Below are 24,823 nucleotides of genomic sequence, written 5' to 3'. Positions count from 1 at the left end.
CATTTTGAGACGCGTTATAACCTTCGGTACATTCGATGTACTGCACATTGGTCACATAAGAATTCTTAAACGTGCTCGCGCAGAAGGCGATGCACTTATAGTGGGTCTTTCTTCAGACGAACTCAATTTAAGTAAAAAAGGGCGGACTCCTATTTATCCCTACCACAGTAGGGAGGAATTACTCGCATCCTTGCGCTTTGTCGACAAAATTTTTACCGAAGAATCTTTAGAAAAGAAACGTGATTACATTATTCAACATAAAGCGGATGTGTTGGTTATGGGTGATGACTGGTACGGTAAATTTGATGAGTTTAAGGATATATGCGACGTGGTTTATCTGCCTCGAACCCCCTCTATTTCAACCACTGAAATTATTGAAATAATAAAGGAAAGCAGCGATTAACGCGTTGTTAATGTTATCAAAAGCTTGTGGAAAAAATCTTTAGTTACGATGAAAATAAGCACGGAGTAATCGTTACTCCGTGCTTACCTAACTAGCTAATCGTAAAACGGTGAGCGTACTGCCGTGGAGTCGATAAGTCTTACTGGCCGCCCTAACATTTGTCCGCCATCACGAGAGATTGGCACCCATGGGAATGTTCCTCGCCCCTTCGAAGGTTGCAGTAAGAACAAGTCGGAAGGAATTGAGATATAGAAGCCTTTGGTAAAACTACCTTCCCCATATTCTTCAGATGAGACATCGGTGAAAGCTGCATACGCACCTACAACAATTCCACTATCGAAGCGTTTTGCGAAATCGATATTAACGCCTTTGTCTTTTGCCAAAAATTGGCCAGCACTGACGGTTAATTGGGTACCTTTAAGCATTTCAGGTTGCCAATAAACGCTGGCATGGCCGGTGATAGCATCGTAATCTAGAGTTGACAATTGATTATAAGGGTCACGCTGCTTCACATAGTTTATGTCAAACCCATATGCCAATCTACTATCGACAGGACGGTATAAAATTTCACCACCGACACCAGCAAACATCGTTTCTAAATATCCACCGTAGACTTGCCCAAATACATTTTCACTAATACTGTCTTTATAGTGAACGAAAGCCGTATCTAGCCCAATAGGATTTTCTGACACATACTCCCGTACGCGTGTTCTTACTCGTGGTAATACGGTTTCTTCGTTATCAACCAAGAAGTTAAATTTATCAAAGTTATCTAATAAGGTAACCCGAGCACTGCCCATAACAGATAGCTTATTGTTAAATGCATACCCTGAGCTTAATATTAAGCCTGTTTGATACAAATAAAAATCTTCGGGGTTACCAAATGATTGTGTCCAGAAGAAATTAGCGCTATAGAACAACCCGTGGGTATTCGTGGGCTCATAAGCATCCATCACCTCTTTAGAAGGTGTTGATCGCGCATAAGACGTGGTGATGTCTGCATCTATCGACTCATAGCGTGCTGCCGCTATAAATTGTTCAGCATCTATTATGGTATCAACCATAGGCTGACCACCACTATTTTCAACAATGTGATAGTCCGTCACCGAATCAGGAAGCTCTGAGGCAACAATGCGTCCTATGCGCTCAATCGCTTCATCTTGATTACGGTAAACGAACTGCGTGCCATAAAATACAGCTTTGTCTTCTTCAATATTAACGTCGGACAATGCAAAGCCACCAGACTGCACAAGCGTATTATACAAGCGTGACTTATCGACTTTATCGATAGTATTTGGTACTTCCCTAGCCATTAATGTTTTTGGTGGCTTATCGTACTTAACTTGGCTTATGGTATTCATATTGAAGCGATAGGTTACGCCGAAACCAAACGTGTTTCCGCGCTGATAATTCATACTGAAATCAAATTCTTTCCAGCGATACACCGCACCCACATTCCAGCGAGAATCCTGCTCCAACTCGCCAGCTCTATCTAGAGAGTAATCGTTACCTTCAAACTCAAGCTTAAGCGTTAATGGCTCCCAAGGTGTTTGATATTCGATACCACCAAAAAAGGCCGTTGTCCCTTTAAAGAACTGATCGTAATCAACCTTTCCGCCGCGACCAGAAAACCCTGTGGGTCGATCACAGTAACTGTCTCTAAACTCACAAAGTGGGTTAGTGATATCGTCTGCCGTACCTAAGTAGCCCCAACCTAATCCTAAATGAACATCAAAAGGTCCGAACGATTTACTCGCGTTAATATATTCACTTTCAAAGAATCCTGTACCGCCAAAGTCGCGAAAACCAACCGAAATATCTGGCGTGTAGTAGCCTTCTTTCCACAGCCTAAATTTTACATCTAAGCCTTTATCTTTAAGGGTTTGATCGCCACTGAACGATTCAACATCACTATAAAATTGTGTACGCACGTCGGTATAGCGAGCAGTCGCTTCCATCCAATCGAATAATTGTAGGTTTACTGACCAAAAGCGATATTCACCGTTATCGGTGTAGTTTATTGCTAATCCCCCTTCTTCACGCATACGCGCTGTAGGGGTTTGAATAAGCCCGTTACCGCCTTGCACCATTTGCGAAGGAGTAACCCGAAACTCGGTGTCGATGTTATCTGTATCAGCCAAAGCGGGACAGGCTGATGCACTAATGATGAGTGCTAAAGATGTTTTCTTATAAGGAAAAGCGCTCATTGAGGAAGGATCCTATGTACTGCTAAGTTTGCGATGCGGGTATTGAGTGCATCCAACGTTGAACTGAATATCTGCCCTGTAATGGGTACATAAATTTGGCTGCCTGGCATTAATTGCGAGTAATCAATGTTCCAGTAGGCAATACCACGTTTCTCTATCTCGCCCATTGGATTAATCACGAAAACATGGCTTTTATCAGCATCGGAGGCTTTAGTGACTGACTTAGCGGTAGAAAAAATAGAAAGGTCATCACCGTGTCTATAAGCGCCAGGCTTAATAACTAACCCTGAAAAATGCACAACTGACGGACGAGGACTAATGCGAAGCAAATATCGTCCTGGTTGGAACATAGGGTTTTCTTCAGCAATCAAACGTGCACGGTTATAGGATATTGGCGTGATAACACGAGTAGATACTGTCCAAGAAGATACCTGCTGATAGAGGCTCTCTAACGCGCGGTATGTATCACTGTTCGAATTGTAGCTTTTTAAAACCATACGAATTTCTGATAAAACAGCGCCTTTTTCTCGCTCAGCATAAGCGTCATTCAAGTTGTAAATACCTGATGTTGGCCAATACCAATCACCAGATTCAGCCACAATTGACAATACACTGTTAAGCCTTATGGGCTGCGCAAACTCGTAAGATTGCTTATTTATTATGATGGTCACTTGGGCAGATACTGACGCGGTAAATAGTAAAAGCCAAAAACTCATTAGTAAGGTAATAAAAAATCTCATTTTATTTACTGCTCCTTACTTTTAATTAAACGTACTACTCGACTTAAATAGACCATGTCGTATACATCACCTTGTGGGCTAAACTTTTGTGTAGAGGCTAAAAGTTGTTTTGATTTGGCTTCAAGGTAGTAGGTATTTTTCCATTCCAAATTAGTGTCTATAAAAGGCGTGGTTTCTGGAAAAATAACAGTTTCCGTTATTTTAGTGACCGTGAAAGTAGTACCTAGATAAGTCTGAGTTTCCTCACCGTGCACTCGCCATGTAGAACTAACCGGTAGCCCATAACCTACGTTTTCTAAGTCGAGTTTTCTTTGCCATGAGTAGGCTAGTACATCGTTACTGGCTAATGGGTTATGCTTTAAATTCCCCGTATAATACAGCTCATTATCTAGCCCTTCGGTGCGAACTATCACGCCATGATGCATGGTGAAAATAACTTTATCGCCTGATACCCAGCGGTATTTATCACCATCAATATAGGCAAGAGCAAGTGAAGCAGCATCACGCCCACCCGCTTTAATCTGTAGTAAGTCTGCTTTACTTGCCGCTATTTCATCTACGGTGTAGGAAACGGTGCGATCCTCAAGGGCAAGACTAATGGTTTTAATATAGGCATTAACGGTGGAGGAGCACCCAGAAACAAGAAGAGATAGCAGGCTGATAACAATCAGTAATAGGGATGTTTTCATTGAAAATTTCGACAACTATTATTTAGTAATAAGAACACTTTCTTTGCATCAATAAAAAAGCCGCTAATGAAAGCGGCTTTTTCGAAACTATTTATTATTACTGTACGGTCGGTGCGTAAGTAAATGTCACTGGAACAGTGATAGTTGTAGTAGCAGTTGCAGTACCTGTAACAGTTACTGTTTCAGTAGTACCAACACAAACACCGTCTACTAACGGATCATCGCCTTCACACGATGTAACTGTTTCAACTGGAGTAGTTGATGAATTATTAGAAACAACACCAGCAACAACGCCAGCTACCACAGCAGCAGTAGCTACAACTGGAGCAGTAACAGCACCAAGCCCTGTAGATCCAGCTCCGCCTTCGGCGTCTTGAGCGCTAACACCAGCAGACATAGCTGCTGCTGCAAACAATGCAATAATTGACTTTTTCATATTAGTCCTTTCAGAAAATTTACCCATTAGAGTCACATGCTAAATCATTTTCAACGATTTGACTAGATTATATTCGATGAATGACTAACAATTTCTATGTTAACAGGCCTCGCTGGGCAAATGAAACCGTTTCCGTGTCTCCGACCACAAAATGATCTAGAACAGAAACGTCGATCATTGCCATAGCATTCTGGATCTCCCCGGTCAGCCTAATATCTGCTTGACTCGGTTCTGCCACGCCTGAGGGATGATTATGAACTAAGATCACGGCCGCTGCATTATCTTTCATCACTTGCTTTAAAAGCTCTCGAGGATATACCGCCGCACTATTAATGGTACCTGTGAACATGGTTCTACATGCAATGAGTTGATGCTGGCTGTCTAACATTAATAGCAAAAATTTTTCTTGCTGGCAGTCCCGTAGTTTTGCTTGCAAATAACGCTTTGTATCATCCACATTATTGAATACGTCTTGTCTAGCAAGTGGGATTTCTAAATTACGCCTAAATATCTCAAAAGCGGCTTGAAATTGTGCAAATTTACAGGCGCCGAGACCATTCACATCGGTAAACTCTGATTCATTTGCCGCAACCACGCCTCGTAGCGATCCCACTTTCTCTAACAGATCTCTGGCCAAACCTAATGCCGTTTTCCCTGCTACTCCAGCGCCTAGCATAACGGCAATTAACTCAGCGTCACTTAAGTATTCAGCACCATAATAAAGTAGTTTTTCCCTTGGCCGTTCTTTAATAGGCCACACTTTTATCGACATTATTAATTTCTCACACACAAAATGAATATAGGGTTATAGCGCAGTAGTCTATTTATAATCGACTGATCATTGGGCGAGTTCTTGTTGAAATGCCTTACTCATAGGTGCGTTTGAAATAGTGAGTGTACTTTTGTTCAGCTACCGCAAAAATAGCCATCATGATAGTCTTAGGTTATGTAAAAAATGATGTTTCAAATATGTCTTTAGCAAATAAAAATGTTCTGCTTGGTGTTAGTGGTGGGATTGCCGCTTATAAAACTCCAGATTTAGTGCGTAAGCTTACCGCGTTAGGCGCTAATGTACGGGTAGTACTAACAGGCTCTGCGGCTGAATTTGTAAGCCCTCTTTCGTTACAAGCGGTTTCAGGTAACCCGGTACACCAACATTTGCTAGACCCCGCTGCAGAAGCGGCGATGGGTCACATTGAATTGGCTAAGTGGGCAGATGTTTTGCTTATCGCCCCCGCTACAGCCAATATTATGGCTAAGCTGGCGCATGGATTGGCTGACGACTTGCTCACCACTTTGTACTTGGCCACAGAAGCGAAAATATTTATTGCCCCTGCAATGAATCAGCAAATGTGGAAAGCGACAGCAACGCAAGTGAACTTAGGCATCTTGACGCAGCATGGCGCATTATTTATTGGCCCAGCTGATGGAGAGCAGGCTTGTGGTGATGTAGGCTCAGGCCGCATGGTGGAGCCGGTAGAAATTGCTTCAACCATTAACAGAAGCTTAAGTGCGCCAAATGATAAGATTTTATCGGGCAAGCACATCCTTATTACAGCAGGCCCAACCCGAGAACCACTGGATCCTGTCCGTTATATCTCCAATCATAGTTCAGGAAAAATGGGTTTTGCTATTGCTGACATGGCCATTAAAGCAGGCGCCGACGTTACCCTTATCGCAGGCCCAGTAAACTTACCAACACCTGATGGTTGTAAGCGTATTAATGTGGCTACCGCCGATGAAATGTTAGCGGCATGCGAGCAAGCGGTTTCTGAATCCGATATTTTTATCGCTACAGCTGCGGTAGCAGATTATAAAGCGGTTCAGGTTGCCGAAAATAAAATTAAGAAAATCGGTGATGAGTTAACACTTACTTTTGTTAAAAACCCTGATATTCTAGCAACGATTGCAATGCGAACTGACAAACCTTTCTGTGTTGGTTTTGCCGCAGAAAGCCAAGATGTGGAATTGTACGCCCGTGGAAAGCTGAAAAACAAAAAGCTTGATATGATTGCGGCGAATGACATAACTGCAGACGGACTTGGTTTTAATAGCGACAATAATGCGTTACATGTAATTTGGGACGATGGCGATAAACACTTACCTGCCACCACAAAACCTAAGTTAGCTGAAGCATTGTTACTACTTATTGCGAATCGATTTAACAGTAAGAATATTGTTCAATAGCCAAGCTTAGAACATCACTCAAAAATAAAAATAACGATATACGCTAATACAAGTATTCTGCGTGTCGATAATAACAAGAACTCATAATAACGATTTGGCCTGAGCCAACTTAACATGGAACGGACCTCTTAAGTCCGGTTGCGGAGGAATTACTCTCATCATGCCTGCTGTCAAAAAAACAAATCGCAGAGCCCAAATTCTGCAAGCCCTAGCGGGAATGTTGGAAACAAACCCTGGTCAACGTATCACTACAGCAAAATTAGCTGAAAAAGTGGGCGTTTCAGAAGCGGCGTTATATCGCCACTTCCCAAGTAAAGCCAGAATGTTCGAAGGACTCATTGAGTTCATCGAAGAAACCTTGTTTACCCGCATTAATAAAATAGTTAACGAAGAAAAAGATTCGCTTACTCGATGTCAGCTTATTCTTCACCTCATTTTAGGCTTTGCCGAAAAGAACCCAGGCATTACTCGTATATTAAACGGTGATGCTTTGATGGGTGAGCAAGACAGATTGCGTGCGCGTATTGCAAAACTCTTTGAACGACTTGAGACTCAGCTTAAGCAGGTGCTACGTGAGCGCAAGTTGCGTGAAGGAAAAACCCTAGCAGCCGATGAAGCGATAATTGCTAATATGCTTATTTGTTACACCGATGGCCGCATTAACTTGTTTATTCGAAGTGGTTTCACCCGTAAACCAACCGAACAGTTCAATGAACAGTGGGCTGCTTTTAAGCAGATGTTTATTTAAGGCAAATCACGGATTAAATAAAGGCGCTTTAATTTTAATACAGCGCCTTTTTGATTTGTGTAGGTTAAATAATTAGATTAGATTTTATTTATTTATTTTCATCTACAATAAATAACTAAGAAAATAACCTTCTCTCTAATAACTTGAAGTTAACTTTCCAATTTGTTTTTAGCTTATGCTTAAAAGCGCCCGCTCTATTTAAATGAAGATTTTCTGCATTAGATTTGAAATTTTCTAATGCTTGTGGGTTCAGATTAAATGAATCAATAGCGCTCTTTGCTACGTTACCATAGCCTTTATATTCATTTGCTTTGTTTTCACTGTGTATTACTGACATCCACAACCTTTTACCACGAACAGGGGTAACTTCTTTTACACTGCGCCAATAGCCATGCCTTTCTTGAGTCCATATTGTTTTAAAGTTTTCACTCTTTTCAATCAAACTCATAAATGGGTTGTGAACATGTGAATGTTGACCAAACCTTACCCGCGGTGCAACTTGCAGTGTATAACCGTCAACAAAATCTATAACCCTAAATTCTTGCTTAGAGAATTGACTGTGTACTTCTTTTACAAAATCTTGATGAAGGCTGTCGTCGTTATCTAATCTAGTTGTAATTAAATAAGGCTCTGTAAGGCGATTTTTTATTTCTCTGGTAATAGACGGTAAAAAATCGTCCATTCCATCTGCATAAATAGGTATGAATTTGGAAAAATTAGAAGAGAGCTCACTAATTTTTTCACGAAAAATTTGTGGTGTAGTTTTATCGAAAAACACTAACCATTCAAAATCCTTTTTATTTTGAGCTTTCATCGAAGAATAACAATACTGTTCAAACAGTTTTAATCTATTTTCCATCCAGCTGTGGGTTAAAACTTTAGATTGAGATTTTGTCTCATCCCAACCTTTTTCCTAAGGTTGAAGCGAGTTAATATAAAGTGCTGAAACATAATGCTACCAGTAAAAATTTAGAAGATACTTTTTTACTAATTGATAACTCAAACGTAAAAATTCCATGTAATACCTGATTTAGAGTAGCAAAAAGCTTACTAGTTCTGTGTTAGTAAAAAAATGTAGGTTTAAATATCCTCTAGCATCAATTTCCAAGTGCGGCATCGATACAGGCTATGCTTAACCTCAAAGGGCTTTCAAATCTCGTAACGGGATCAAAACTCACCTACAAAAAAAGCAGCATATATATATGCTGCTTTTCTATTTAGAATAAAGATTCGTTACTTACTGAAGGTAGTACCGAAGAAGTCACCTTCATTCCATTTCGGTTTGTCTTCTTGATTAGCTAAGGTCCAACCAATTTGTGCATTTACTTTGGTAAAGGCTTCAGCAGCATTCCAATTAAATGGCTGGTTAATATCGTCGCTAGGTTTGTGGTAATTCGTTGATAAGAAGTGACCAAACACTTTACTACCATCTACCTCGGGATCTTTTGATGTTAAACCAGGAACTAAAAATACTGCTGGTACGCCTTGTTTAACAAATGCGTAGTGATCTGAGCGAGTAAATAGCGCTTGGTCTGGCCAAGGATCTGGGCTTAATGAAATATCAGCATTACTTGCAGCGGTTTCAACCGACGCTTTCAAATCACTGTGGTTTGCACCAAACGCAATTACGTCGGCAAACTCATAGGTTAAAATGGGCATATCAAGGTTAACGTTTGCCACCATTGACGTCACCGGCACGGTAGGATTGCGAGCAAAGTAATCTGCCCCTAATAATCCTTTTTCCTCACCTGTTACCGATACAAACAATATCGAACGTTTAGGTTTTACGTCCATTTCGCTGAATAAGCGTGCAGTTTCTAGCATTACCGATGTGCCAGAGGCATTATCCATAGCGCCGTTGTTGATATTGTCTTTTTTGACTGTTTTCGCGAAACCAATGTGGTCAGAGTGCGCGGAAAAGACGACATATTCATCTTTAAGCGCTGGATCTGAACCTTCAAGCACGCCAACAACATTCGGGCTAGTCACTACTTCGTGAGTGCTCTTTTTACTTAAGCTTACTGTGCCAGGTAATGCAAAGCCTGTTGGTACTTTATCTGCCTCAAGATCGGCATAAATATCGACAAGTTCCCGCTCAGCCCCTTCAAATAAGGTTTTTGCTGCAGCTTCACTTAAATACGCACCACCTTTAATTTGCGGGAAGGTATTGGCTGGCTGCCCTTCGTCATCTAACCAAGCCATGCGCGGTGTATGAATATAGCTTAAGCGGCTTTGGTAAGGACGTACCTTTTCGTTTTTAGGCGTGGTGATGGTGATCATACCAATTGCACCATGCTCAGCGGCGTACTTTTGCTTTTGATACCCTGAGGCAAAATGAGCACCTTCTTCCGAAGGAAAATCACTGGGTTTACCGGCTAGCGAAACCACAATTTTGCCCTCTACATCGATATTTTCATAATCGTTGTGAGACAACTCGTCAGCCACTATGCCATAGCCAACAAACACAAGTTCGCCTGAAACATTAGCATCTACGCTAAGTAAGCTAGGACCTGCTAAATATTCTTTTGGGTAAGCAAAATCAATTTTTTCGCCATTACGAGTAAGCGTAAATTCTGGCGACTCTTGCAATAGATTTGCTTTACGGAAGCTTACCTGTTGCATGTAGCCTTCTGTACCTGCTGGCTTTAAACCGTATTTTGCGAATTCTGTCGCTATGTATAACGCGGCAATTTCATGCCCTCGAGACCCCGTATCACGGCCTTCAAGTAAGTCATCGGCTAAGAAAAATAAGTGTGACTTTATACGCTGAGTGTCAGGGTTAAAGCTATTTTCTGTCGTTTCATGGTTATGCGCAGTGGCAGCAAATGCCATCGCCGTCATCGCACTTCCAAGTAATAGTTTTTTTATCATTGTATTTCCACTATTTTTGAGGTCTTTACATATTACCTTACCCAAGCGATTCCGTAACGTTTAAGCCTAACGATTTTCGACCATTGCCCGTATTTCTAGACCATTGTAAAATTCACGCCCTTTAATTCATCAACATGTTAATAAACCCATGACAAAAACCGACCCTTTGTATCGAGTACAGTTCATAAGTAATGGCGAACGCTACGATGTGTACGTCAAATCACTTTCTCAAAGTGGCTTATTTGGATTTGTGGAAATTGGGGAATTTGTGTGGGACACCCACACAGGCATAGTGGTAGATCCAAGCCATGAAAAGCTTAAATCAGAGTTCGCAGATGTTACCAGTACGTATATTCCTATGCATAACATCCTTCGAATTGATGCGGTGAGGAAAAAAGGCACAGCCAAAATTACTAAATTAGATAATAAGTCTGATAAAGTGATGCCTTTCCCTAGCCCAATTTATACACCTAACAAAGAGTAACCCACCGTTGATAATCCGGTCTAAGGTTACCGGAGGCTTTCATGTACCGTTATTTGTTAACTTTTATACTAGTACTTACTAGCTTTACCTCATTGGCAAGCTCCAACGAGGATAAGTCGTTTTATGCTTTGTTAGATGAAATTTGGAAATACGAACTAAGTGTTTCCCCGCTTCTAGCTTCGAGACAAGGCAACAGTTCGCAAAATAGCGAGCTACCGGATATTTCACCACAAGGCTTAGCCACTCAAGATCAACAATGGCGAACGTACCGTCATGCATTGAAAGCGTATTCTAAGGAAAATCTATCTGACGACGCTTTTATCTCGTTGCTTATGCAGCAGTATCGGCTAGAGAATTATATTAGCCAATATCACTTTCGCGCTTATCTTGTCCCCATTAATTCCGAATACGGTTTTCATGGTGCCATGGCATCCTTGCCAAATTTATCTGTATTTAAAACGGTGGAGGATTATCACGCTTACCTGTCTCGTTTGAATGCACTTACCTCCTACTTTGAACAACAAATTGCCTATATGCGCCAAGGGCTAAAAGAGGGTTACACCCAACCTAAAGTGGTTCTTGAAGGCTTCGAAGATGCGGTAGCCGCTTATATTCTGGACGACCCAGTGAAAAGTGGCTTCTACAGTCCATTTACTCGATTTCCAAAACATATTGATGCTTCACAACAAGCTGCGCTAGCCCAACTAGGCCAAAAAGCCATTACCACCAGCGTTTTCCCTGCTTACCAAGCATTTTATGACTTCATGGTTGATGAGTATATTCCTGGCGCGCGAGCCGCCATTGCTGCTAACGAATGGCCTGATGGCAAAGCTTATTACGCTAACCGCGCCAAGCACTACACCACCACAGATATGAGCCCCGAAGACATTCATACTCTTGGCTTAAAAGAAGTAAAGCGTATTCGAGCTGAAATGCAAAGCGTGGTAGATAGCCTTGAATTCGATGGCAGTATTAATGAGTTCATTACCTTTTTACGTGATGATCCTCAGTTTTATGCCACCAGCGCAGAAGAGCTGCTTAAAGAGGCCTCATTTATTGCGAAAAAGATGGACGCAAAATTACCATCGCTCTTTGAATATTTACCTCGTACGCCTTATGGCGTTGCTCCTGTACCCGATAGTATCGCCCCGAAGTACACCACGGGTCGTTATATTCACCCTAGTCGAGACGATCAACCCGGTTACTACTGGGTAAATACTTATGCGCTAGATAAGCGTCCGCTTTATGCCCTTCCAGCTCTTACCTTGCACGAGGCTGTGCCTGGGCATCATTTGCAAATATCTTTAGCGGCGGAATTAGAAAGTTTACCCATGGTACGCCGTAACACTTATATTTCAGCTTTTGGTGAAGGTTGGGGTTTGTATTCTGAATTCTTAGGGATTGAAGCGGGAATTTATGAAGACCCCTATGATAATTTCGGTCGCTTAAGCTACGAAATGTGGCGCGCGTGTCGCCTTGTCGTAGATACCGGCATGCACACCATGGGATGGAGCCGCGAAAGAGCTGTTGATTTTATGATGTCCAATACGGCTTTGTCAGAGCATAATGTGAATACTGAGATAGACCGATACATATCATGGCCAGCACAAGCCCTATCTTATAAAATTGGTGAAATTAAAATAAAGGCGCTACGTGAAAAGGCTGAGGTTGCGCTAGGTCAGCATTTCGATGTACGTAAATTTCACCGAGCAGTTTTAGAAAATGGTTCTGTGCCATTATTCATTTTAGAACAAAAAATTAACCAATTCATAGAAGAACAAAAGGCGGCAAGATAATGATATTTGCATTCGGGATCATAGGACTACTTGTCCTGTTTTTGATTTATCTAGCGCTTCGTGTGCAAACGCTACAACGTGAACTTACGCTTACGCGTTCATCTGCAAAACAAAATGGTAATAAAGTTAACCATGCTTATAAGAATTTAGTGCTCGTCACTGATGCGCTAGAAAAAGCGTATGCTGCTCGTATCGAAAGTGCTTATAAAAGCCGCCTGATAAGTCAGCAACAACATACTGCTCTTATGCCGCTTATGCTTAACTTCTCTAGTATTGTAATGGCGTGCTGTGAAAAAGGCGCTACGTTAGAAGAAGCATTAGATTCTGCATTAAGCAGCACCGAGGTATCACAAAGCGATGTGCGAGACGTGATTAAAGAAATGCCTGGCCCCATTCGTATGGCTTGGTCTAAAAACAGCGCTGATGGTTTTATTGCAGCCTGCCAATTAATAACTAGCTCGGTGGGAGGTAACACTAAAAAAAGCCCTGCTAGCAGCGATGCCAGTACGGCGTAATTATTTAAGCATTTTTTTCAAATAGTTAGATGTCCTCACAGCCTTAACTATTTCACCCATCTTGAAAAGACAAACCTCTACACTATAATACTGTACAAATATACAGTATTATAGTGTTATGAATATTCCTATTTCACCCATTAATGAAGTTCGTTCAAAGGCAGCGCTTTTTGATAAGCACCCTCATATATGGCGAGCTCGAGAGAAGCCTGTAAGCGAAAACAAGTTTTTGCTGGGTAATCTTATATTGGATGAAGCCCTGCACGGTGGTATCGCCACATCAGGCGTCGTAAGAGTTGCGTCATTAACGGGTATTGGGGAAATCACGCTTTTCAAACATGTTTTAACTACGCATCGCACACACAAACTACGTGTATTTATAAAACCACCCGCCCAGCTCCAAGCGCCTTGGTTAAGCAGCTTAGGCGTAGACTTAGAACAAGTCATCGTCGTGCTTCCAAAAACAGATCAAGAAGCCTTGTGGGCAGCAGAGCAATGCTTAAAAAGTGCAGCTTGTCATTGTGTATTGCTTTGGAATAACACCATGGATGCAAAAGCTGCTCGGCGTTTGCAAGTGGCGGCGTCGCATAACGATACGCTGTGCTTACTGTTTACTTCCCCTAACCAACAAAGGGCTTCTTTTCCAATTACCCTAGATTTAAGTCTGCATCTTCGTGATGCGCAATTGGTTGTTAACATTATTAAACAGCGTCATGGATGGCCCGTATCCGATATCGTGATCCCCCATTCATGGACCCCTAACAATCGCGCCATTCAATCAGCCATGCAAAACAATAAGAACACCGAGCCAGCATTACACTCGGTGATTTAATGATGCTATGGGCTTACTTTTACTGCTATCAGTTAACTCTTGATTCCCATAAAAAAGATGGCGGCTTCACAGACGGTGATATACCTACTGTGGTTTATCACGAACAAAGCAACCAAGTAGTTCAAGCTAATTCTCAGGCTATAAACGAAGGTGTTGAATGCGGTCAAGGGCTTGCACAAGCGGCTGCGCTTTGCCCTCACGTGCACATTCTAGCGTTTAATCGCGAAGCTGAAAAAGAGACCCTTCTATTTCTTGCACATCGGTTATACCCACTCGCTTCAGACATTGTGATTGAAGCTCACAACGCCATTGCTATTCGACTAGACAATTTACTGCAGTATTACGGTGGTCTTGACGCTTTATGGCATGTACTTACAAACGAGCTACATTCTACTGGTATTCACTTTTATTTCGCCACTGCATGGGGAGTGGATGCAGCACGCCTTCTCGCTAAAAATAAAACCAATCGCTATACCGATAATAAAGAAAACATAACTCTGTTATTGTCACGCTGTAAGCTAGAACAAACTGCCCTTGATTCGAAAACCATTGCCACACTTGCTAAAGTCGGTGTTAGACAGGTAGGCCAACTACTTAAACTTCCCGTCCATGAACTTGGGCAACGATTTTCAAACGATACTATTCGCTATTTAACCGCACTGCGGGGGGAAACCTTTCCCAAATACGTTTTATTCAGGCCATCGATAAGCTTCAAGCAGTTAAAAAATTTATCGTTTGAAGTGGAAAACACTCAACACTTATTGCCGAGCATTAAAGCGCTACTAATTTCGTTAGAACACTACTTACGCGCACGCAATTTACTCACGTCATCTATACTTTTTCAGGTGCATTTTAGAGAAGCAGAGCCTTTATCTATAGCGGTTAATGGTGCTATGCCTTTTGCCACGCAGAAAGACTGGTTAGCGCTGGTTGAGCTTAAAGTTGAGTCCCTTCTACTGCCCGAGCCCGCTATCGCTATATCCCTAACCTGCCAGCAATTTGAGCCCATTGAAAACGATGGGAATGATTTTTTTTCTCATCGATTTACCTCAGTGGCACAAAAGCAACTTGTTGGAAGGTTAAAAGCCAAATTAGGCGACAACAGCACGCTTCACCCTAAAGCTGGAAACAGTCATACTTTTGAAGGCATGACAGTCAATCAAGTAGAGGAAACTACACCTGCTTATACCGCTGATATCATTCCGACATTTTTGTTTGAGCGCCCCATGCCCCTAAATCTACCAACACGTATTTGCTTTGGCCCTATACGACTTCAAACGCAGTGGTGGAGTAGCGCTGCTAGCCAGAAAGATTATTTTATAGCAGAAACTAATCACGGTGTACGCTTGCTCGTCTTTAAAGATGTAAATGCCTGTTGGTGGACACAAGGCGTATACAGCTAATGTATAGCGAACTTTTCTGTCAGAGCCACTATAGCTTTTTAACAGGGGCATCTTCGCCTGCACAGTTAGTGACTACCGCCTCTTTTCTTGGATACGAAGCGTTAGCGATTACCGATGAATGTTCTGTGGCGGGAGTGGTGCGAGCTTATGCTGAAATTACACAGCAAAAACTCCCTATTAAGCTCATTGTCGGCAGCTATTTCCGCTTCGATGATGCATTGTCTTTTGTATTACTTTGCCCCAATAAAGCGGCATATACCGAGCTTTGTCGCATAATTACAAATGCCAGAAGACGCAGCCAAAAGGGTGAGTATCAACTTGCAGAGTGGGACTTGCGGACCATTCGTCACTGCATTTTTATATGGCTTCCCAATACTCAGGAAGAAAAAAATAATTACTGGGCGACGTGGCTAACCAGTCAGCCCAATATAAAAACATACGTAGGTGCGCAACGTTTACTTGATGGGTATGACCATCATCGATTTGCGACTTACACACAACTACAGGAAAAATTTGAGTTTCCTGTAGTGGCGTGTACTGGTGTGCTTATGCACCATGTAGATAATCTTCCACTTCAACATGTTCTTCATGCCACCCAAGCACATACGCAAGTAAGTAAATTGGGGCGAGCAGCATTAAGCAATGCCGAGCGTAGCTTGCGTACCGTTTCAAAATTAAAAAAACTGTTCCCTGAAAAATGGATTTCCAATGCCATTGATGTCGCGAGAGGCTGCCTGTTTTCGTTAGCAGAACTACGCTACCAATACCCTTCTGAACTTATCCCCCAAGGTACATCGCCTACTATCTATTTAAGAGAGCGTGTAGAAGCAGGCATAAAAGTGCGTTTCCCGGATGGCCTGACCGATGCGCTGAGGGCACTTATTGAAAAAGAGCTTTCACTCATTCGTGAACAAGAATATGAGTACTTTTTCCTGACCATTTACGACATTGTACAGTTTGCTAAGGCGCGCAAAATTCTCTATCAAGGCAGAGGTTCTGCTGCTAACTCTATCGTGTGTTATTGCTTAGAAATTACCGCCGTTGATCCACGACAAATTAATGTTTTGTTCGAACGCTTTATTTCTAAAGAACGAAACGAACCGCCTGACATCGACGTAGATTTCGAACACCAACGTCGTGAAGAAATTATCCAATACATTTATGAAAAATATGGCAGGGAAAGAACCGCCATTGCTTCTACGGTTATCTGCTACCGCTTTAAATCAGCGTTTAAAGATGTAGGTAAGGCCTTGGGCTTCAGCGAGTCGCAATTAAGCTTTGTGATGAAGCAAATTAATCGCCGAGACAGTGTCATTCCTTGGCAGTCTCAACTCGCGAATTTAGGGCTCGACCCGGTGAATGAAAGGGTAAAACTTCTAGTTAGTATCACCGAGCAATTAATGGGTACCCCTCGCCACCTTTCTCAACACGTTGGTGGCTTTGTTATTAGTTCTGGGCCATTGTATGAGTTGGTCCCTGTTGAAAACGCCGCTATGCAAGAGCGCACTATTATTCAGTGGGATAAAGATGATATTGAGACGCTAGGGCTGCTTAAAGTTGATGTGTTAGCACTAGGCATGCTAAGTGCTATTCGACGCACTTTCGACTTACTTAACAAGCAATTCCCTGTCGATATAGATATTCCTTTCATTACCAAATTAGGCGATGACAAACAGGTTTACGATATGATTTGTCAGGCTGATACCGTGGGCGTATTTCAAATTGAATCTCGCGCACAGATGTCGATGCTACCTCGTTTAAAACCTCGTCGCTATTACGATTTAGTGGTGCAAATAGCCATAGTAAGACCAGGCCCTATTCAGGGTGATATGGTGCACCCTTATCTACTACGACGGCACAAAAAGGAAGCAATTACCTATCCTTCTGAGGAAGTGAAAGAAGTACTGTTGCGCACCATGGGCGTTCCCATTTTTCAGGAACAAGTGATAAAACTTGCTATGGTAGCTGCTGGCTTTAGTGGCGGTGAAGCAGATCAACTACGCCGCGCGATGGCTAGCTGGAAAAAAGATGGCCGTATTTTTGAGTTCAAAGAAAAGCTGATAAAAGGCATGGTATCACGCGGCTACGATGCCTCTTTTTCAAATAATCTATTCGAACAAATTAAAGGCTTTGCTGGCTATGGTTTTCCAGAGTCGCACTCAGCATCCTTCGCCGTGTTAGCTTATGTGTCTAGCTGGTTAAAGTATTATTTCCCTGTAGAGTTTTATGTTGCCTTGTTAAACAGTTGGCCAATGGGCTTTTATTCACCTTCACAACTGGTACTAGATGCTAAACGTCATCATATTGCCGTACATGCGCCTTGCGTGAATGCATCAAACTACGAACACTTGATTGTTGAATGCAAAGACGAGAAGCAAATTCAGCTTGGCCTAACACTTGTAAAAGGCTTAAACGAAAAGAGTGCAAACCTTATTGTTAGCTGCAGGCCATCTGCAGGTTATAAAAATATAGAGGCTGTGCGAACCCTCGCCATACGTTCTGACGAGCTAGAAGCATTAGCTAGTGCAGATGCTTTTAGAGCTATTGCAGGTAATCGCTATCAAACACGCTGGCGGCTTATGGACAAGCAAGCCGATTTACCACTGTTTGAAAATACTAGTAACGAGGACACTTTTAATACTGCCCCGAGCGTAGCAGAAACCTTAATTGAAGATTATGCTTCTATAGGGCTTTCGGTTAACGATCACCCTGTGGCACTGCTGCACAGAGAGCGAGAGCTAGGTTTTATTACCCCAGCTAAAGCTTTACGCCAAAAGCCCCATAAATCAATGGTAAAAATACTTGGATGCGTGACTGGGCGACAAGCGCCAGGCAGTGCGGCAGGGGTTACTTTTCTAACGCTAGAAGACCATACCGGAAATATTAACGTTGTCGTATGGCAAGCGACCTCGCGCGCCCAGCATAAAACCTTTTTAAAAGCTAAACTTATGCAAGTTGATGGTATTATTGAGCGCTCTAAGGAAGGGGTTATTCATATTATTGCGGGAAAGTTAATTGACCGCACTTCATGGCTAGAGAATATCTCTATGCCATCTAGAGATTTTCACTAAGTCCAATTACGTATATACACTTCGCGCAGGCTTGGGTATTTTATTATCATAATGAGTAGGAGTATGGCATGAAGCAGGGGTTGTTTTGCCTTTTACTGATATGGATTAGTACAGCGGCAACTGCAGAAAAATTTATCGTAGGCTCACAAAATATAGAGTATTACCCCCATTATAATTTTTCTTCACCTATTGATAAGGGTGTTGGCTGGGCAATACTTGAAGCTTTTTCAGAAGCATCTGGTCATGAGTTTTCGTACCTAACCATGCCTATTCGGCGTCTTCAAATGGAAATGCTTAAAGGACATGTGGACTTTGTGTATCCCGATAATCCAGGTTGGTATAACGATGTCACTAAGACCAAAGAAAAATACTTCTCGATTGCACTTACCCGCGCTGTTACAGGTACTTTTGTTAAACCCAAAAATGTAAATAAAGGTATCAGCTCCATCAAGAGAATTGCTATGCCTCTTGGTTTTACTCCAGTGAATTGGCAAACAAGATTAGATCAAAACCTTATTAAAATAGTTTCCATCTCTGATACTTTTGCAGGCTTGTCCTTGCTACAGCTAGAGCGTGTAGACGCCATAGATTTCGAATACCATGTGGGTAATTACTATACTAGTCAGTCGCCGCAAATCGGTCCTTTCATATTGGATATTACTCTGCCCCATAATGAGATCCCGTTTATGCTTTCTGCATTAAGACATCAGGAAGTCATTGAGGAACTTAATGCTTTTATAAATAACAACCCTGCGATTATTGATTCAATTAGATCGCGCTACGGCATTACTTCGTTAGAAGCACTGACACAACAAATTCAAACTGAATTTACTATTGAAGACAAAGACATTTGGCAGCCTCAATAAGCGTTTATGAGCTACTATTAATTTCTGTGTTCAATAATAGTATTCATCAATAAGGTAACATCAGTGGGCGACATAAAACGGACTTTCTACTGCCTTCTCTTTTTTTTCGGCGGCAATTTAGCGCAAGCAGAACAGTATATTATTGGTGCTCAAAATATTGAGTACTTTCCCCACTATGACTTCACTTCGAATGTTGATAAGGGTGTTGGTTGGGCAATATTAGAAGCGTTTTCTGATGTATCAGGCCATGAATTCGTATATTTAGACATGCCCGTTCGAAGGTTACAAATTGAATTAAATAAAGGGAATGTAGATTTCGTCTATCCTGATAACCCCCGTTGGAATAGCGAAGGTACAACCCTAGGTGAAAAAACTTTTTCTAAACCTGTTGCTCATACCTTATCTGGAACACTCATTAGATCGGAAGATATTGGAAAAGGGCTAAACTTCATTAAGAAATTAGCTATTCCACAGGGGTTTACGCCGGTTAAATGGCAAAAGAGAATTGATGATAACCTTTTATCTGTAGTTCCCATTGAAGAAACTTATAATGCACTTTCACTACTTCAACATAAAGAAGTGGATGCAGTAGATGTTGAATATCATGTTGGAAAGTATTTTACACAGAGTTACCCTCAACTAGGTCCTTTTTCCGTTGATGTTACACTTCCCTTTATTGATGTCCCTTTTCTATTATCTACTTTACGTCACCCTGAAATAATAAAAGAGTTAAACCTATTCTTAGTGAATAACCCTAGGTTGATATCTGACATTTACGAAAAATACGATATAAGTCTACCTGAAGATCTTATAGAAAGGTTTCGAACAGAGCAAAATGTTGAGGAAGACGATGTGTGGAAACCCCTGTAATAATTACTTATTTCAAGAAAATTATTAAATAGCAAAAAATACATAAGCATTCTAAATAACGTTAATGCTTTGAAAATAATAGACTTTTATTTCTGGTAATAATTTTGCTTCTCTCCTTGTATATTAAGGAGACAACATGTTCAAACATACATTCAAACTTACCGTCCTAGCTTTGCTTTTAGTACCAAGCTTAGTTCAAGCTAAACAAACCGTCAGCGTTGATTACATGCATGGCTTTGACGATATCGACGGTATTCGATTTGCCTATCGCCCCATAGAACATAACTTAAGCACTGGATGGATTGGTAATATCAAACTTTACTGGGAACTTAGCGCATACCATTGGGAATACGGCGAAGATAATAGCCATAGCACAAGCTACGCGCTTTCAATAACGCCAATATTTATGAAACAAATTAGCACTGTGTATGACTACCCTTTGTATGTTGAAGCAGGTATAGGGGCAAGTTTCATTAATGATGAGAAAGTAGCAGGTAAGGATATAGGGTCTAATTACCAATTCGAAGATAGGCTCGGTTTAGTGCTTGAGCTTGATGAAAGCCAACACGTCGCCTTGCGCTACATGCACTTCTCCAATGGTGGGTTTAATAGTGATAACCCTGGATTAGATTTCATGAACCTGTCGTACGCATACAGCTTCTAATAGTCATTACTTCTAGCGTAGTGGGCTATATGCCCATAAATACTTTTATGTCTATTTCACTTGGTGAGTCTTATGAGAATACCTAAATTTGTTGAATTGAAATAATAGTCGCCTAGTTTAAGCCCCGCCCCTGCGGGGCTTTTTATTGCCTGTTCACTTTCTTACAAGCATAAAAAAAGGCTATCCGTTAGGATAGGCTTCGTTGTGAAGCAATCGTTGTGAAGCAATCGTTGTGAAGCAATCGTTGTGAAGCAATCGTTGTGAAGCAATCGTTGTGAAGCAATCGTTGTGAAGCAATTTCTTCGAATGGGATTGCTTCACAACGAACTATGGCAGTGTGGAGGGCCACCCCGTGCTAACTCTGGCAACCATTTCATGGCTTGCACGTTGTCCCATGGGGCTGGGCCACACTAGCTGGGCCACACTGGCTGGGCCGGTCACCGGAACCCCGCACTATCCCCACGCCAGTTACTGGCCGCCGAGTCTCGGCATGCGCTAATACGTTTCACTTCAGAGTTCGGTGGCTCATATACCACTGGGTGCAGAATCATGATGCTTTTTTGGAATGAGCGCGCAAGGAGGACCTGCAGTACGCTCAGTTTTTTACTACGGCGTAACTGCTAATATTATTTTCTATTAGACATAAAAAAAGCCCTTATCATACGATAAGGGCTTTCTTCGAATGGGAGCTTGGCAGTGTGCTACTCTCACATGGGGAAACCCCACACTACCATCGCCGCTAATACGTTTCACTTCTGAGTTCGGAATGGGATCAGGTGGTACCGTATCGCTATGGCTGCCAAGCAAAAACTTTTGCAAACGTTAGTTTGCGTAATACCGACTTATTTAGTCCATATTACTTTAATAATTAACAATTTAGGAATTCTGATATTCACGTAATCAATCTTTTGAGCACTGAGTACTACTACTCTCGTTGCTTTAATCAGCTTTGTCTTACAACACTCAAGATATAAAGCCTCTGCCTCTCGGGCAATTAGTACAGGTTAGCTTAACGCCTTACAACGCTTCCACATCCTGCCTATCAACGTCATCGTCTATAACAACCCTTCCGGACTTTAAAAGTCAGGGATGACTCATCTTTGGGCCGGCTTCCCGCTTAGATGCTTTCAGCGGTTATCCGTTCCGAACGTAGCTACCGGGCAATGCCATTGGCATGACAACCCGAACACCAGCGGTTCGTCCACTCCGGTCCTCTCGTACTAGGAGCAGCTCCCATCAATCATCCAACGCCCACACCAGATAGGGACCGAACTGTCTCACGACGTTCTAAACCCAGCTCGCGTACCACTTTAAATGGCGAACAGCCATACCCTTGGGACCGACTTCAGCCCCAGGATGTGATGAGCCGACATCGAGGTGCCAAACACCGCCGTCGATATGAACTCTTGGGCGGTATCAGCCTGTTATCCCCGGAGTACCTTTTATCCGTTGAGCGATGGCCCTTCCATACAGAACCACCGGATCACTATGACCTACTTTCGTACCTGCTCGACGTGTCTGTCTCGCAGTTAAGCTAGCTTATGCCATTGCACTAACCTCACGATGTCCGACCGTGATTAGCTAACCTTCGTGCTCCTCCGTTACTATTTGGGAGGAGACCGCCCCAGTCAAACTACCCACCAGACACTGTCCATAATCCCGATAAGGGACCAATGTTAGAACATCAAACATACAAGGGTGGTATTTCAAGGACGGCTCCACACAATCTAGCGACTGTGCTTCGAAGCCTCCCACCTATCCTACACATGTAGGTTCAATGTTCAGTGCCAAGCTGTAGTAAAGGTTCACGGGGTCTTTCCGTCTAGGTGCGGGTACACAGCATCTTCACTGCGATTTCAATTTCACTGAGTCTCGGGTGGAGACAGCGTGGCCATGGTTACACCATTCGTGCAGGTCGGAACTTACCCGACAAGGAATTTCGCTACCTTAGGACCGTTATAGTTACGGCCGCCGTTTACCGGGGCTTCGATCAAGAGCTTCTCCGAAGATAACCCCATCAATTAACCTTCCGGCACCGGGCAGGTGTCACACCCTATACGTCCTCTTGCGAGTTAGCAGAGTGCTGTGTTTTTAATAAACAGTCCCAGCCACCTGGTCACTGCGGCCCTCATCTGCTCAAGGAGCAAGTCCTATCACAAACAAGGGCGTACCTTCTCCCGAAGTTACGGTACAATTTTGCCGAGTTCCTTCACCCGAGTTCTCTCAAGCGCCTTAGTATTCTCTACCTGACCACCTGTGTCGGTTTGGGGTACGGTTTATATAATCATAAGTTTAGAAGCTTTTCCTGGAAGCAGGGCATCAACAACTTCACTACCGTAGTAGCTCGTCTCGCATCTCAGCTTTAAGCGTCCGGATTTACCTAAACACTCGGCCTACTTGCTTTCACTTGGACAACCAACGCCAAGCTTGCTTAGCCTTCTCCGTCCCTCCATCACTGATTATATAAGTACGGAAATATTAATCCGTTTCCCATCGACTACGCATTTCTGCCTCGCCTTAGGGGCCGACTTACCCTGCCCTGATTAGCATGGGACAGGAAACCTTGGTCTTCCGGCGTGGGAGTTTTTCACTCCCATTATCGTTACTCATGTCAGCATTCGCACTTGTGATATGTCCAGCAGACTTCTCAATCCACCTTCATCCACTTACACAACGCTCCCCTACCATACGTGTAAACACGTATCCGCAGCTTCGGTATATTGCTTAGCCCCGTTACATCTTCCGCGCAGGCCGACTCGACTAGTGAGCTATTACGCTTTCTTTAAAGGGTGGCTGCTTCTAAGCCAACCTCCTAGCTGTCTATGCCTTCCCACATCGTTTCCCACTTAGCAATATTTTGGGACCTTAGCTGGCGGTCTGGGTTGTTTCCCTCTTCACGACGGACGTTAGCACCCGCCGTGTGTCTCCCGGATAGTTCTCATTGGTATTCGGAGTTTGCAAAGGGTTGGTAAGTCGGGATGACCCCCTAGCCTTAACAGTGCTCTACCCCCAATGGAATTCGTCCGAGGCTCTACCTAAATAGATTTCGGGGAGAACCAGCTATCTCCCGGTTTGATTGGCCTTTCACCCCCAGCCACAAGTCATCCCCTAACTTTTCAACGTTAGTGGGTTCGGTCCTCCAGTTGATGTTACTCAACCTTCAACCTGCCCATGGCTAGATCACCGGGTTTCGGGTCTATACCTAGCAACTAAACGCGCAGTTAACACTCGCTTTCGCTACGGCTCCGCTATTCGCTTAACCTTGCTACTAAATATAAGTCGCTGACCCATTATACAAAAGGTACGCAGTCACCCCATCACTAAGCACCCTGCTTGATTTTTGGCGGTTTACCGTTGGCTGCTTCGCAGGTCAACGTTACGCGCTTATCAAACGGTTGCACTTTGTGAGTCACATCACTAAAGGCACTTAGTGATGGGGCTCCCACTGCTTGTACGTATACGGTTTCAGGTTCTATTTCACTCCCCTCACAGGGGTTCTTTTCGCCTTTCCCTCACGGTACTGGTTCACTATCGGTCAGTTAGGAGTATTTAGCCTTGGAGGATGGTCCCCCCATATTCAGTCAAGATAACACGTGTCCCGACCTACTCGATTTCACAAAAACAAACACTTCGTGTACAGGGCTATCACCTTGTATCGCGCCACTTCCCAGAGGCTTCCACTACGTTCATAATTGCTTAAGGGCTAATCCCCGTTCGCTCGCCGCTACTAGGGGAATCTCGGTTGATTTCTTTTCCTAAGGGTACTTAGATGTTTCAGTTCCCCTCGTTCGCCTCGTTACACTATATATTCATGTAACGATACCTATAAATAGGTGGGTTTCCCCATTCGGACATCTGTGGCTCAAATGCATTTTGTCGGCTCACCACAGCTTTTCGCAGACTTACACGTCCTTCATCGCCTCTAACTGCCAAGGCATCCACCGTATACGCTTAGTCCCCAAATGGCCTTCGTTAACACTTCCTATTCTTCCTAAATTTTCCTCGTTCGCTCAGTTACATACTAAAAGTATGTGCCTTCGC

Annotated in this window: 19 protein-coding genes and 2 rRNA genes; 12 read left to right on the top strand and 9 right to left on the bottom strand. The window is 42.8% G+C overall.

Annotated features, from left to right (window positions below):
* Positions 1 to 4 precede the first annotated feature (4 nt).
* Positions 5 to 403, top strand: coding sequence for an FAD synthase family protein (locus tag AVL57_RS00270; RefSeq protein WP_057794957.1), 399 nt, complete (start codon positions 5 to 7; stop codon positions 401 to 403).
* Positions 404 to 498: 95 nt separating this feature from the next.
* Here the strand turns inward: AVL57_RS00270 and AVL57_RS00265 are convergent, their stop codons facing one another.
* The 5 genes from AVL57_RS00265 to radC all read right to left on the bottom strand — a co-directional run bounded on the left by AVL57_RS00265 (position 499) and on the right by radC (position 5,247).
* On the bottom strand, positions 499 to 2,610 hold the full coding sequence (locus AVL57_RS00265) for a YjbH domain-containing protein (protein ID WP_057794959.1): 2,112 nt from the start codon (positions 2,608 to 2,610) through the stop codon (positions 499 to 501).
* Positions 2,607 to 3,350: a capsule biosynthesis GfcC family protein gene (locus AVL57_RS00260; protein WP_057794961.1), complete on the bottom strand. Its 744-nt coding sequence runs from the start codon at positions 3,348 to 3,350 to the stop codon at positions 2,607 to 2,609. Before AVL57_RS00260 ends, AVL57_RS00265 begins: the two co-directional genes overlap by 4 nt.
* Positions 3,351 to 3,355: 5 nt before the next feature.
* Positions 3,356 to 4,039, bottom strand: coding sequence for a YjbF family lipoprotein (locus AVL57_RS00255; RefSeq protein WP_057794963.1), 684 nt, complete (start codon positions 4,037 to 4,039; stop codon positions 3,356 to 3,358).
* Positions 4,040 to 4,136: 97 nt separating this feature from the next.
* Positions 4,137 to 4,475 (bottom strand): hypothetical protein, encoded by a 339-nt coding sequence (locus AVL57_RS00250; RefSeq protein ID WP_057794964.1) that lies wholly within the window; start codon positions 4,473 to 4,475, stop codon positions 4,137 to 4,139.
* Positions 4,476 to 4,569: 94 nt separating this feature from the next.
* On the bottom strand, positions 4,570 to 5,247 hold the full coding sequence (radC, locus tag AVL57_RS00245) for a RadC family protein (RefSeq protein WP_057794966.1): 678 nt from the start codon (positions 5,245 to 5,247) through the stop codon (positions 4,570 to 4,572).
* Between the two features lie 197 nt (positions 5,248 to 5,444).
* Here radC and coaBC point away from each other — a divergent pair, with 197 nt between their 5' ends.
* Positions 5,445 to 6,662, top strand: a complete 1,218-nt coding sequence (coaBC, locus tag AVL57_RS00240) for a bifunctional phosphopantothenoylcysteine decarboxylase/phosphopantothenate--cysteine ligase CoaBC (RefSeq protein WP_057796486.1) — start codon at positions 5,445 to 5,447, stop codon at positions 6,660 to 6,662.
* A gap of 160 nt (positions 6,663 to 6,822) precedes the next feature.
* Positions 6,823 to 7,410: a nucleoid occlusion factor SlmA gene (gene slmA / locus AVL57_RS00235; RefSeq protein ID WP_057794968.1), complete on the top strand. Its 588-nt coding sequence runs from the start codon at positions 6,823 to 6,825 to the stop codon at positions 7,408 to 7,410.
* A gap of 115 nt (positions 7,411 to 7,525) precedes the next feature.
* Here slmA and AVL57_RS00230 read toward each other — a convergent pair whose 3' ends face one another.
* Together AVL57_RS00230 and AVL57_RS00225 are read right to left on the bottom strand one after the other, a co-directional pair.
* A complete protein-coding gene (locus tag AVL57_RS00230; protein ID WP_231751146.1) occupies positions 7,526 to 8,269 on the bottom strand; it encodes a glycosyltransferase in 744 nt (247 codons plus the stop codon).
* A gap of 374 nt (positions 8,270 to 8,643) precedes the next feature.
* Positions 8,644 to 10,281 carry a M28 family metallopeptidase gene (locus tag AVL57_RS00225; protein WP_057794970.1) on the bottom strand — a complete coding sequence of 546 codons (1,638 nt, stop codon included), beginning with the start codon at positions 10,279 to 10,281 and terminating at the stop codon, positions 8,644 to 8,646.
* 148 nt (positions 10,282 to 10,429) lie between these two features.
* Here AVL57_RS00225 and AVL57_RS00220 point away from each other — a divergent pair, with 148 nt between their 5' ends.
* The 9 genes from AVL57_RS00220 to AVL57_RS00180 all read left to right on the top strand — a co-directional run bounded on the left by AVL57_RS00220 (position 10,430) and on the right by AVL57_RS00180 (position 20,782).
* A complete protein-coding gene (locus AVL57_RS00220) occupies positions 10,430 to 10,765 on the top strand; it encodes a DUF1820 family protein (protein WP_057794972.1) in 336 nt (111 codons plus the stop codon).
* 41 nt (positions 10,766 to 10,806) lie between these two features.
* Complete coding sequence (locus tag AVL57_RS00215) at positions 10,807 to 12,561, top strand: DUF885 domain-containing protein (RefSeq protein ID WP_057794974.1); 1,755 nt, start codon at positions 10,807 to 10,809, stop codon at positions 12,559 to 12,561.
* On the top strand, positions 12,561 to 13,076 hold the full coding sequence (locus tag AVL57_RS00210; RefSeq protein ID WP_057794977.1) for a hypothetical protein: 516 nt from the start codon (positions 12,561 to 12,563) through the stop codon (positions 13,074 to 13,076). The genes AVL57_RS00215 and AVL57_RS00210 overlap by 1 nt, the downstream gene beginning before the upstream one ends.
* A gap of 118 nt (positions 13,077 to 13,194) precedes the next feature.
* Positions 13,195 to 13,908, top strand: coding sequence for a translesion DNA synthesis-associated protein ImuA (imuA, locus tag AVL57_RS00205; protein WP_057794981.1), 714 nt, complete (start codon positions 13,195 to 13,197; stop codon positions 13,906 to 13,908).
* Positions 13,908 to 15,311 (top strand): Y-family DNA polymerase, encoded by a 1,404-nt coding sequence (locus AVL57_RS00200; protein WP_057794984.1) that lies wholly within the window; start codon positions 13,908 to 13,910, stop codon positions 15,309 to 15,311. The genes imuA and AVL57_RS00200 overlap by 1 nt, the downstream gene beginning before the upstream one ends.
* Positions 15,311 to 18,382, top strand: a complete 3,072-nt coding sequence (locus AVL57_RS00195; RefSeq protein WP_057794985.1) for an error-prone DNA polymerase — start codon at positions 15,311 to 15,313, stop codon at positions 18,380 to 18,382. The genes AVL57_RS00200 and AVL57_RS00195 overlap by 1 nt, the downstream gene beginning before the upstream one ends.
* Before the next feature lie 68 nt (positions 18,383 to 18,450).
* The gene (locus tag AVL57_RS00190; RefSeq protein ID WP_057794986.1) at positions 18,451 to 19,248 is read left to right on the top strand and encodes a type 2 periplasmic-binding domain-containing protein; all 798 of its coding nucleotides are present in this window, start codon (positions 18,451 to 18,453) and stop codon (positions 19,246 to 19,248) included.
* A gap of 63 nt (positions 19,249 to 19,311) precedes the next feature.
* Positions 19,312 to 20,118 (top strand): transporter substrate-binding domain-containing protein, encoded by an 807-nt coding sequence (locus AVL57_RS00185; protein WP_082605005.1) that lies wholly within the window; start codon positions 19,312 to 19,314, stop codon positions 20,116 to 20,118.
* Positions 20,119 to 20,254: 136 nt separating this feature from the next.
* Complete coding sequence (locus AVL57_RS00180) at positions 20,255 to 20,782, top strand: acyloxyacyl hydrolase (RefSeq protein WP_057794987.1); 528 nt, start codon at positions 20,255 to 20,257, stop codon at positions 20,780 to 20,782.
* 688 nt (positions 20,783 to 21,470) lie between these two features.
* Here the strand turns inward: AVL57_RS00180 and rrf are convergent.
* Both rrf and AVL57_RS00170 read right to left on the bottom strand, forming a co-directional pair.
* A 5S ribosomal RNA gene (gene rrf / locus AVL57_RS00175) occupies positions 21,471 to 21,586 on the bottom strand.
* A 169-nt stretch (positions 21,587 to 21,755) separates the two neighbouring features.
* Positions 21,756 to 24,749: ribosomal RNA gene (locus AVL57_RS00170) — 23S ribosomal RNA — on the bottom strand.
* Between the last annotated feature and the right edge of the window lie 74 nt (positions 24,750 to 24,823).

Origin of the sequence: Alteromonas stellipolaris (genome assembly GCF_001562115.1) — a bacterium.
In the GTDB taxonomy this organism is placed as follows: domain Bacteria; phylum Pseudomonadota; class Gammaproteobacteria; order Enterobacterales; family Alteromonadaceae; genus Alteromonas; species Alteromonas stellipolaris.
Note: the sequence above shows the minus strand (reverse complement) of the source record. Positions and strands in the feature narration are given on the sequence as shown.

Excerpts from the sequence above, each read along its gene's own strand:
- AVL57_RS00265 (WP_057794959.1), bottom strand. The coding sequence starts at position 2,610 with ATGAGCGCTTTTCCTTATAAGAAAACATCTTTAGCACTCATCATTAGT.
- AVL57_RS00260 (WP_057794961.1), bottom strand. The coding sequence starts at position 3,350 with ATGAGATTTTTTATTACCTTACTAATGAGTTTTTGGCTTTTACTATTT.
- AVL57_RS00255 (WP_057794963.1), bottom strand. The coding sequence starts at position 4,039 with ATGAAAACATCCCTATTACTGATTGTTATCAGCCTGCTATCTCTTCTT.
- AVL57_RS00250 (WP_057794964.1), bottom strand. The coding sequence starts at position 4,475 with ATGAAAAAGTCAATTATTGCATTGTTTGCAGCAGCAGCTATGTCTGCT.
- radC (WP_057794966.1), bottom strand. The coding sequence starts at position 5,247 with ATGTCGATAAAAGTGTGGCCTATTAAAGAACGGCCAAGGGAAAAACTA.
- coaBC (WP_057796486.1), top strand. The coding sequence starts at position 5,445 with ATGTCTTTAGCAAATAAAAATGTTCTGCTTGGTGTTAGTGGTGGGATT.
- slmA (WP_057794968.1), top strand. The coding sequence starts at position 6,823 with ATGCCTGCTGTCAAAAAAACAAATCGCAGAGCCCAAATTCTGCAAGCC.
- AVL57_RS00230 (WP_231751146.1), bottom strand. The coding sequence starts at position 8,269 with ATGGAAAATAGATTAAAACTGTTTGAACAGTATTGTTATTCTTCGATG.
- AVL57_RS00225 (WP_057794970.1), bottom strand. The coding sequence starts at position 10,281 with ATGATAAAAAAACTATTACTTGGAAGTGCGATGACGGCGATGGCATTT.
- AVL57_RS00220 (WP_057794972.1), top strand. The coding sequence starts at position 10,430 with ATGACAAAAACCGACCCTTTGTATCGAGTACAGTTCATAAGTAATGGC.
- AVL57_RS00215 (WP_057794974.1), top strand. The coding sequence starts at position 10,807 with ATGTACCGTTATTTGTTAACTTTTATACTAGTACTTACTAGCTTTACC.
- AVL57_RS00210 (WP_057794977.1), top strand. The coding sequence starts at position 12,561 with ATGATATTTGCATTCGGGATCATAGGACTACTTGTCCTGTTTTTGATT.
- imuA (WP_057794981.1), top strand. The coding sequence starts at position 13,195 with ATGAATATTCCTATTTCACCCATTAATGAAGTTCGTTCAAAGGCAGCG.
- AVL57_RS00200 (WP_057794984.1), top strand. The coding sequence starts at position 13,908 with ATGATGCTATGGGCTTACTTTTACTGCTATCAGTTAACTCTTGATTCC.
- AVL57_RS00195 (WP_057794985.1), top strand. The coding sequence starts at position 15,311 with ATGTATAGCGAACTTTTCTGTCAGAGCCACTATAGCTTTTTAACAGGG.
- AVL57_RS00190 (WP_057794986.1), top strand. The coding sequence starts at position 18,451 with ATGAAGCAGGGGTTGTTTTGCCTTTTACTGATATGGATTAGTACAGCG.
- AVL57_RS00180 (WP_057794987.1), top strand. The coding sequence starts at position 20,255 with ATGTTCAAACATACATTCAAACTTACCGTCCTAGCTTTGCTTTTAGTA.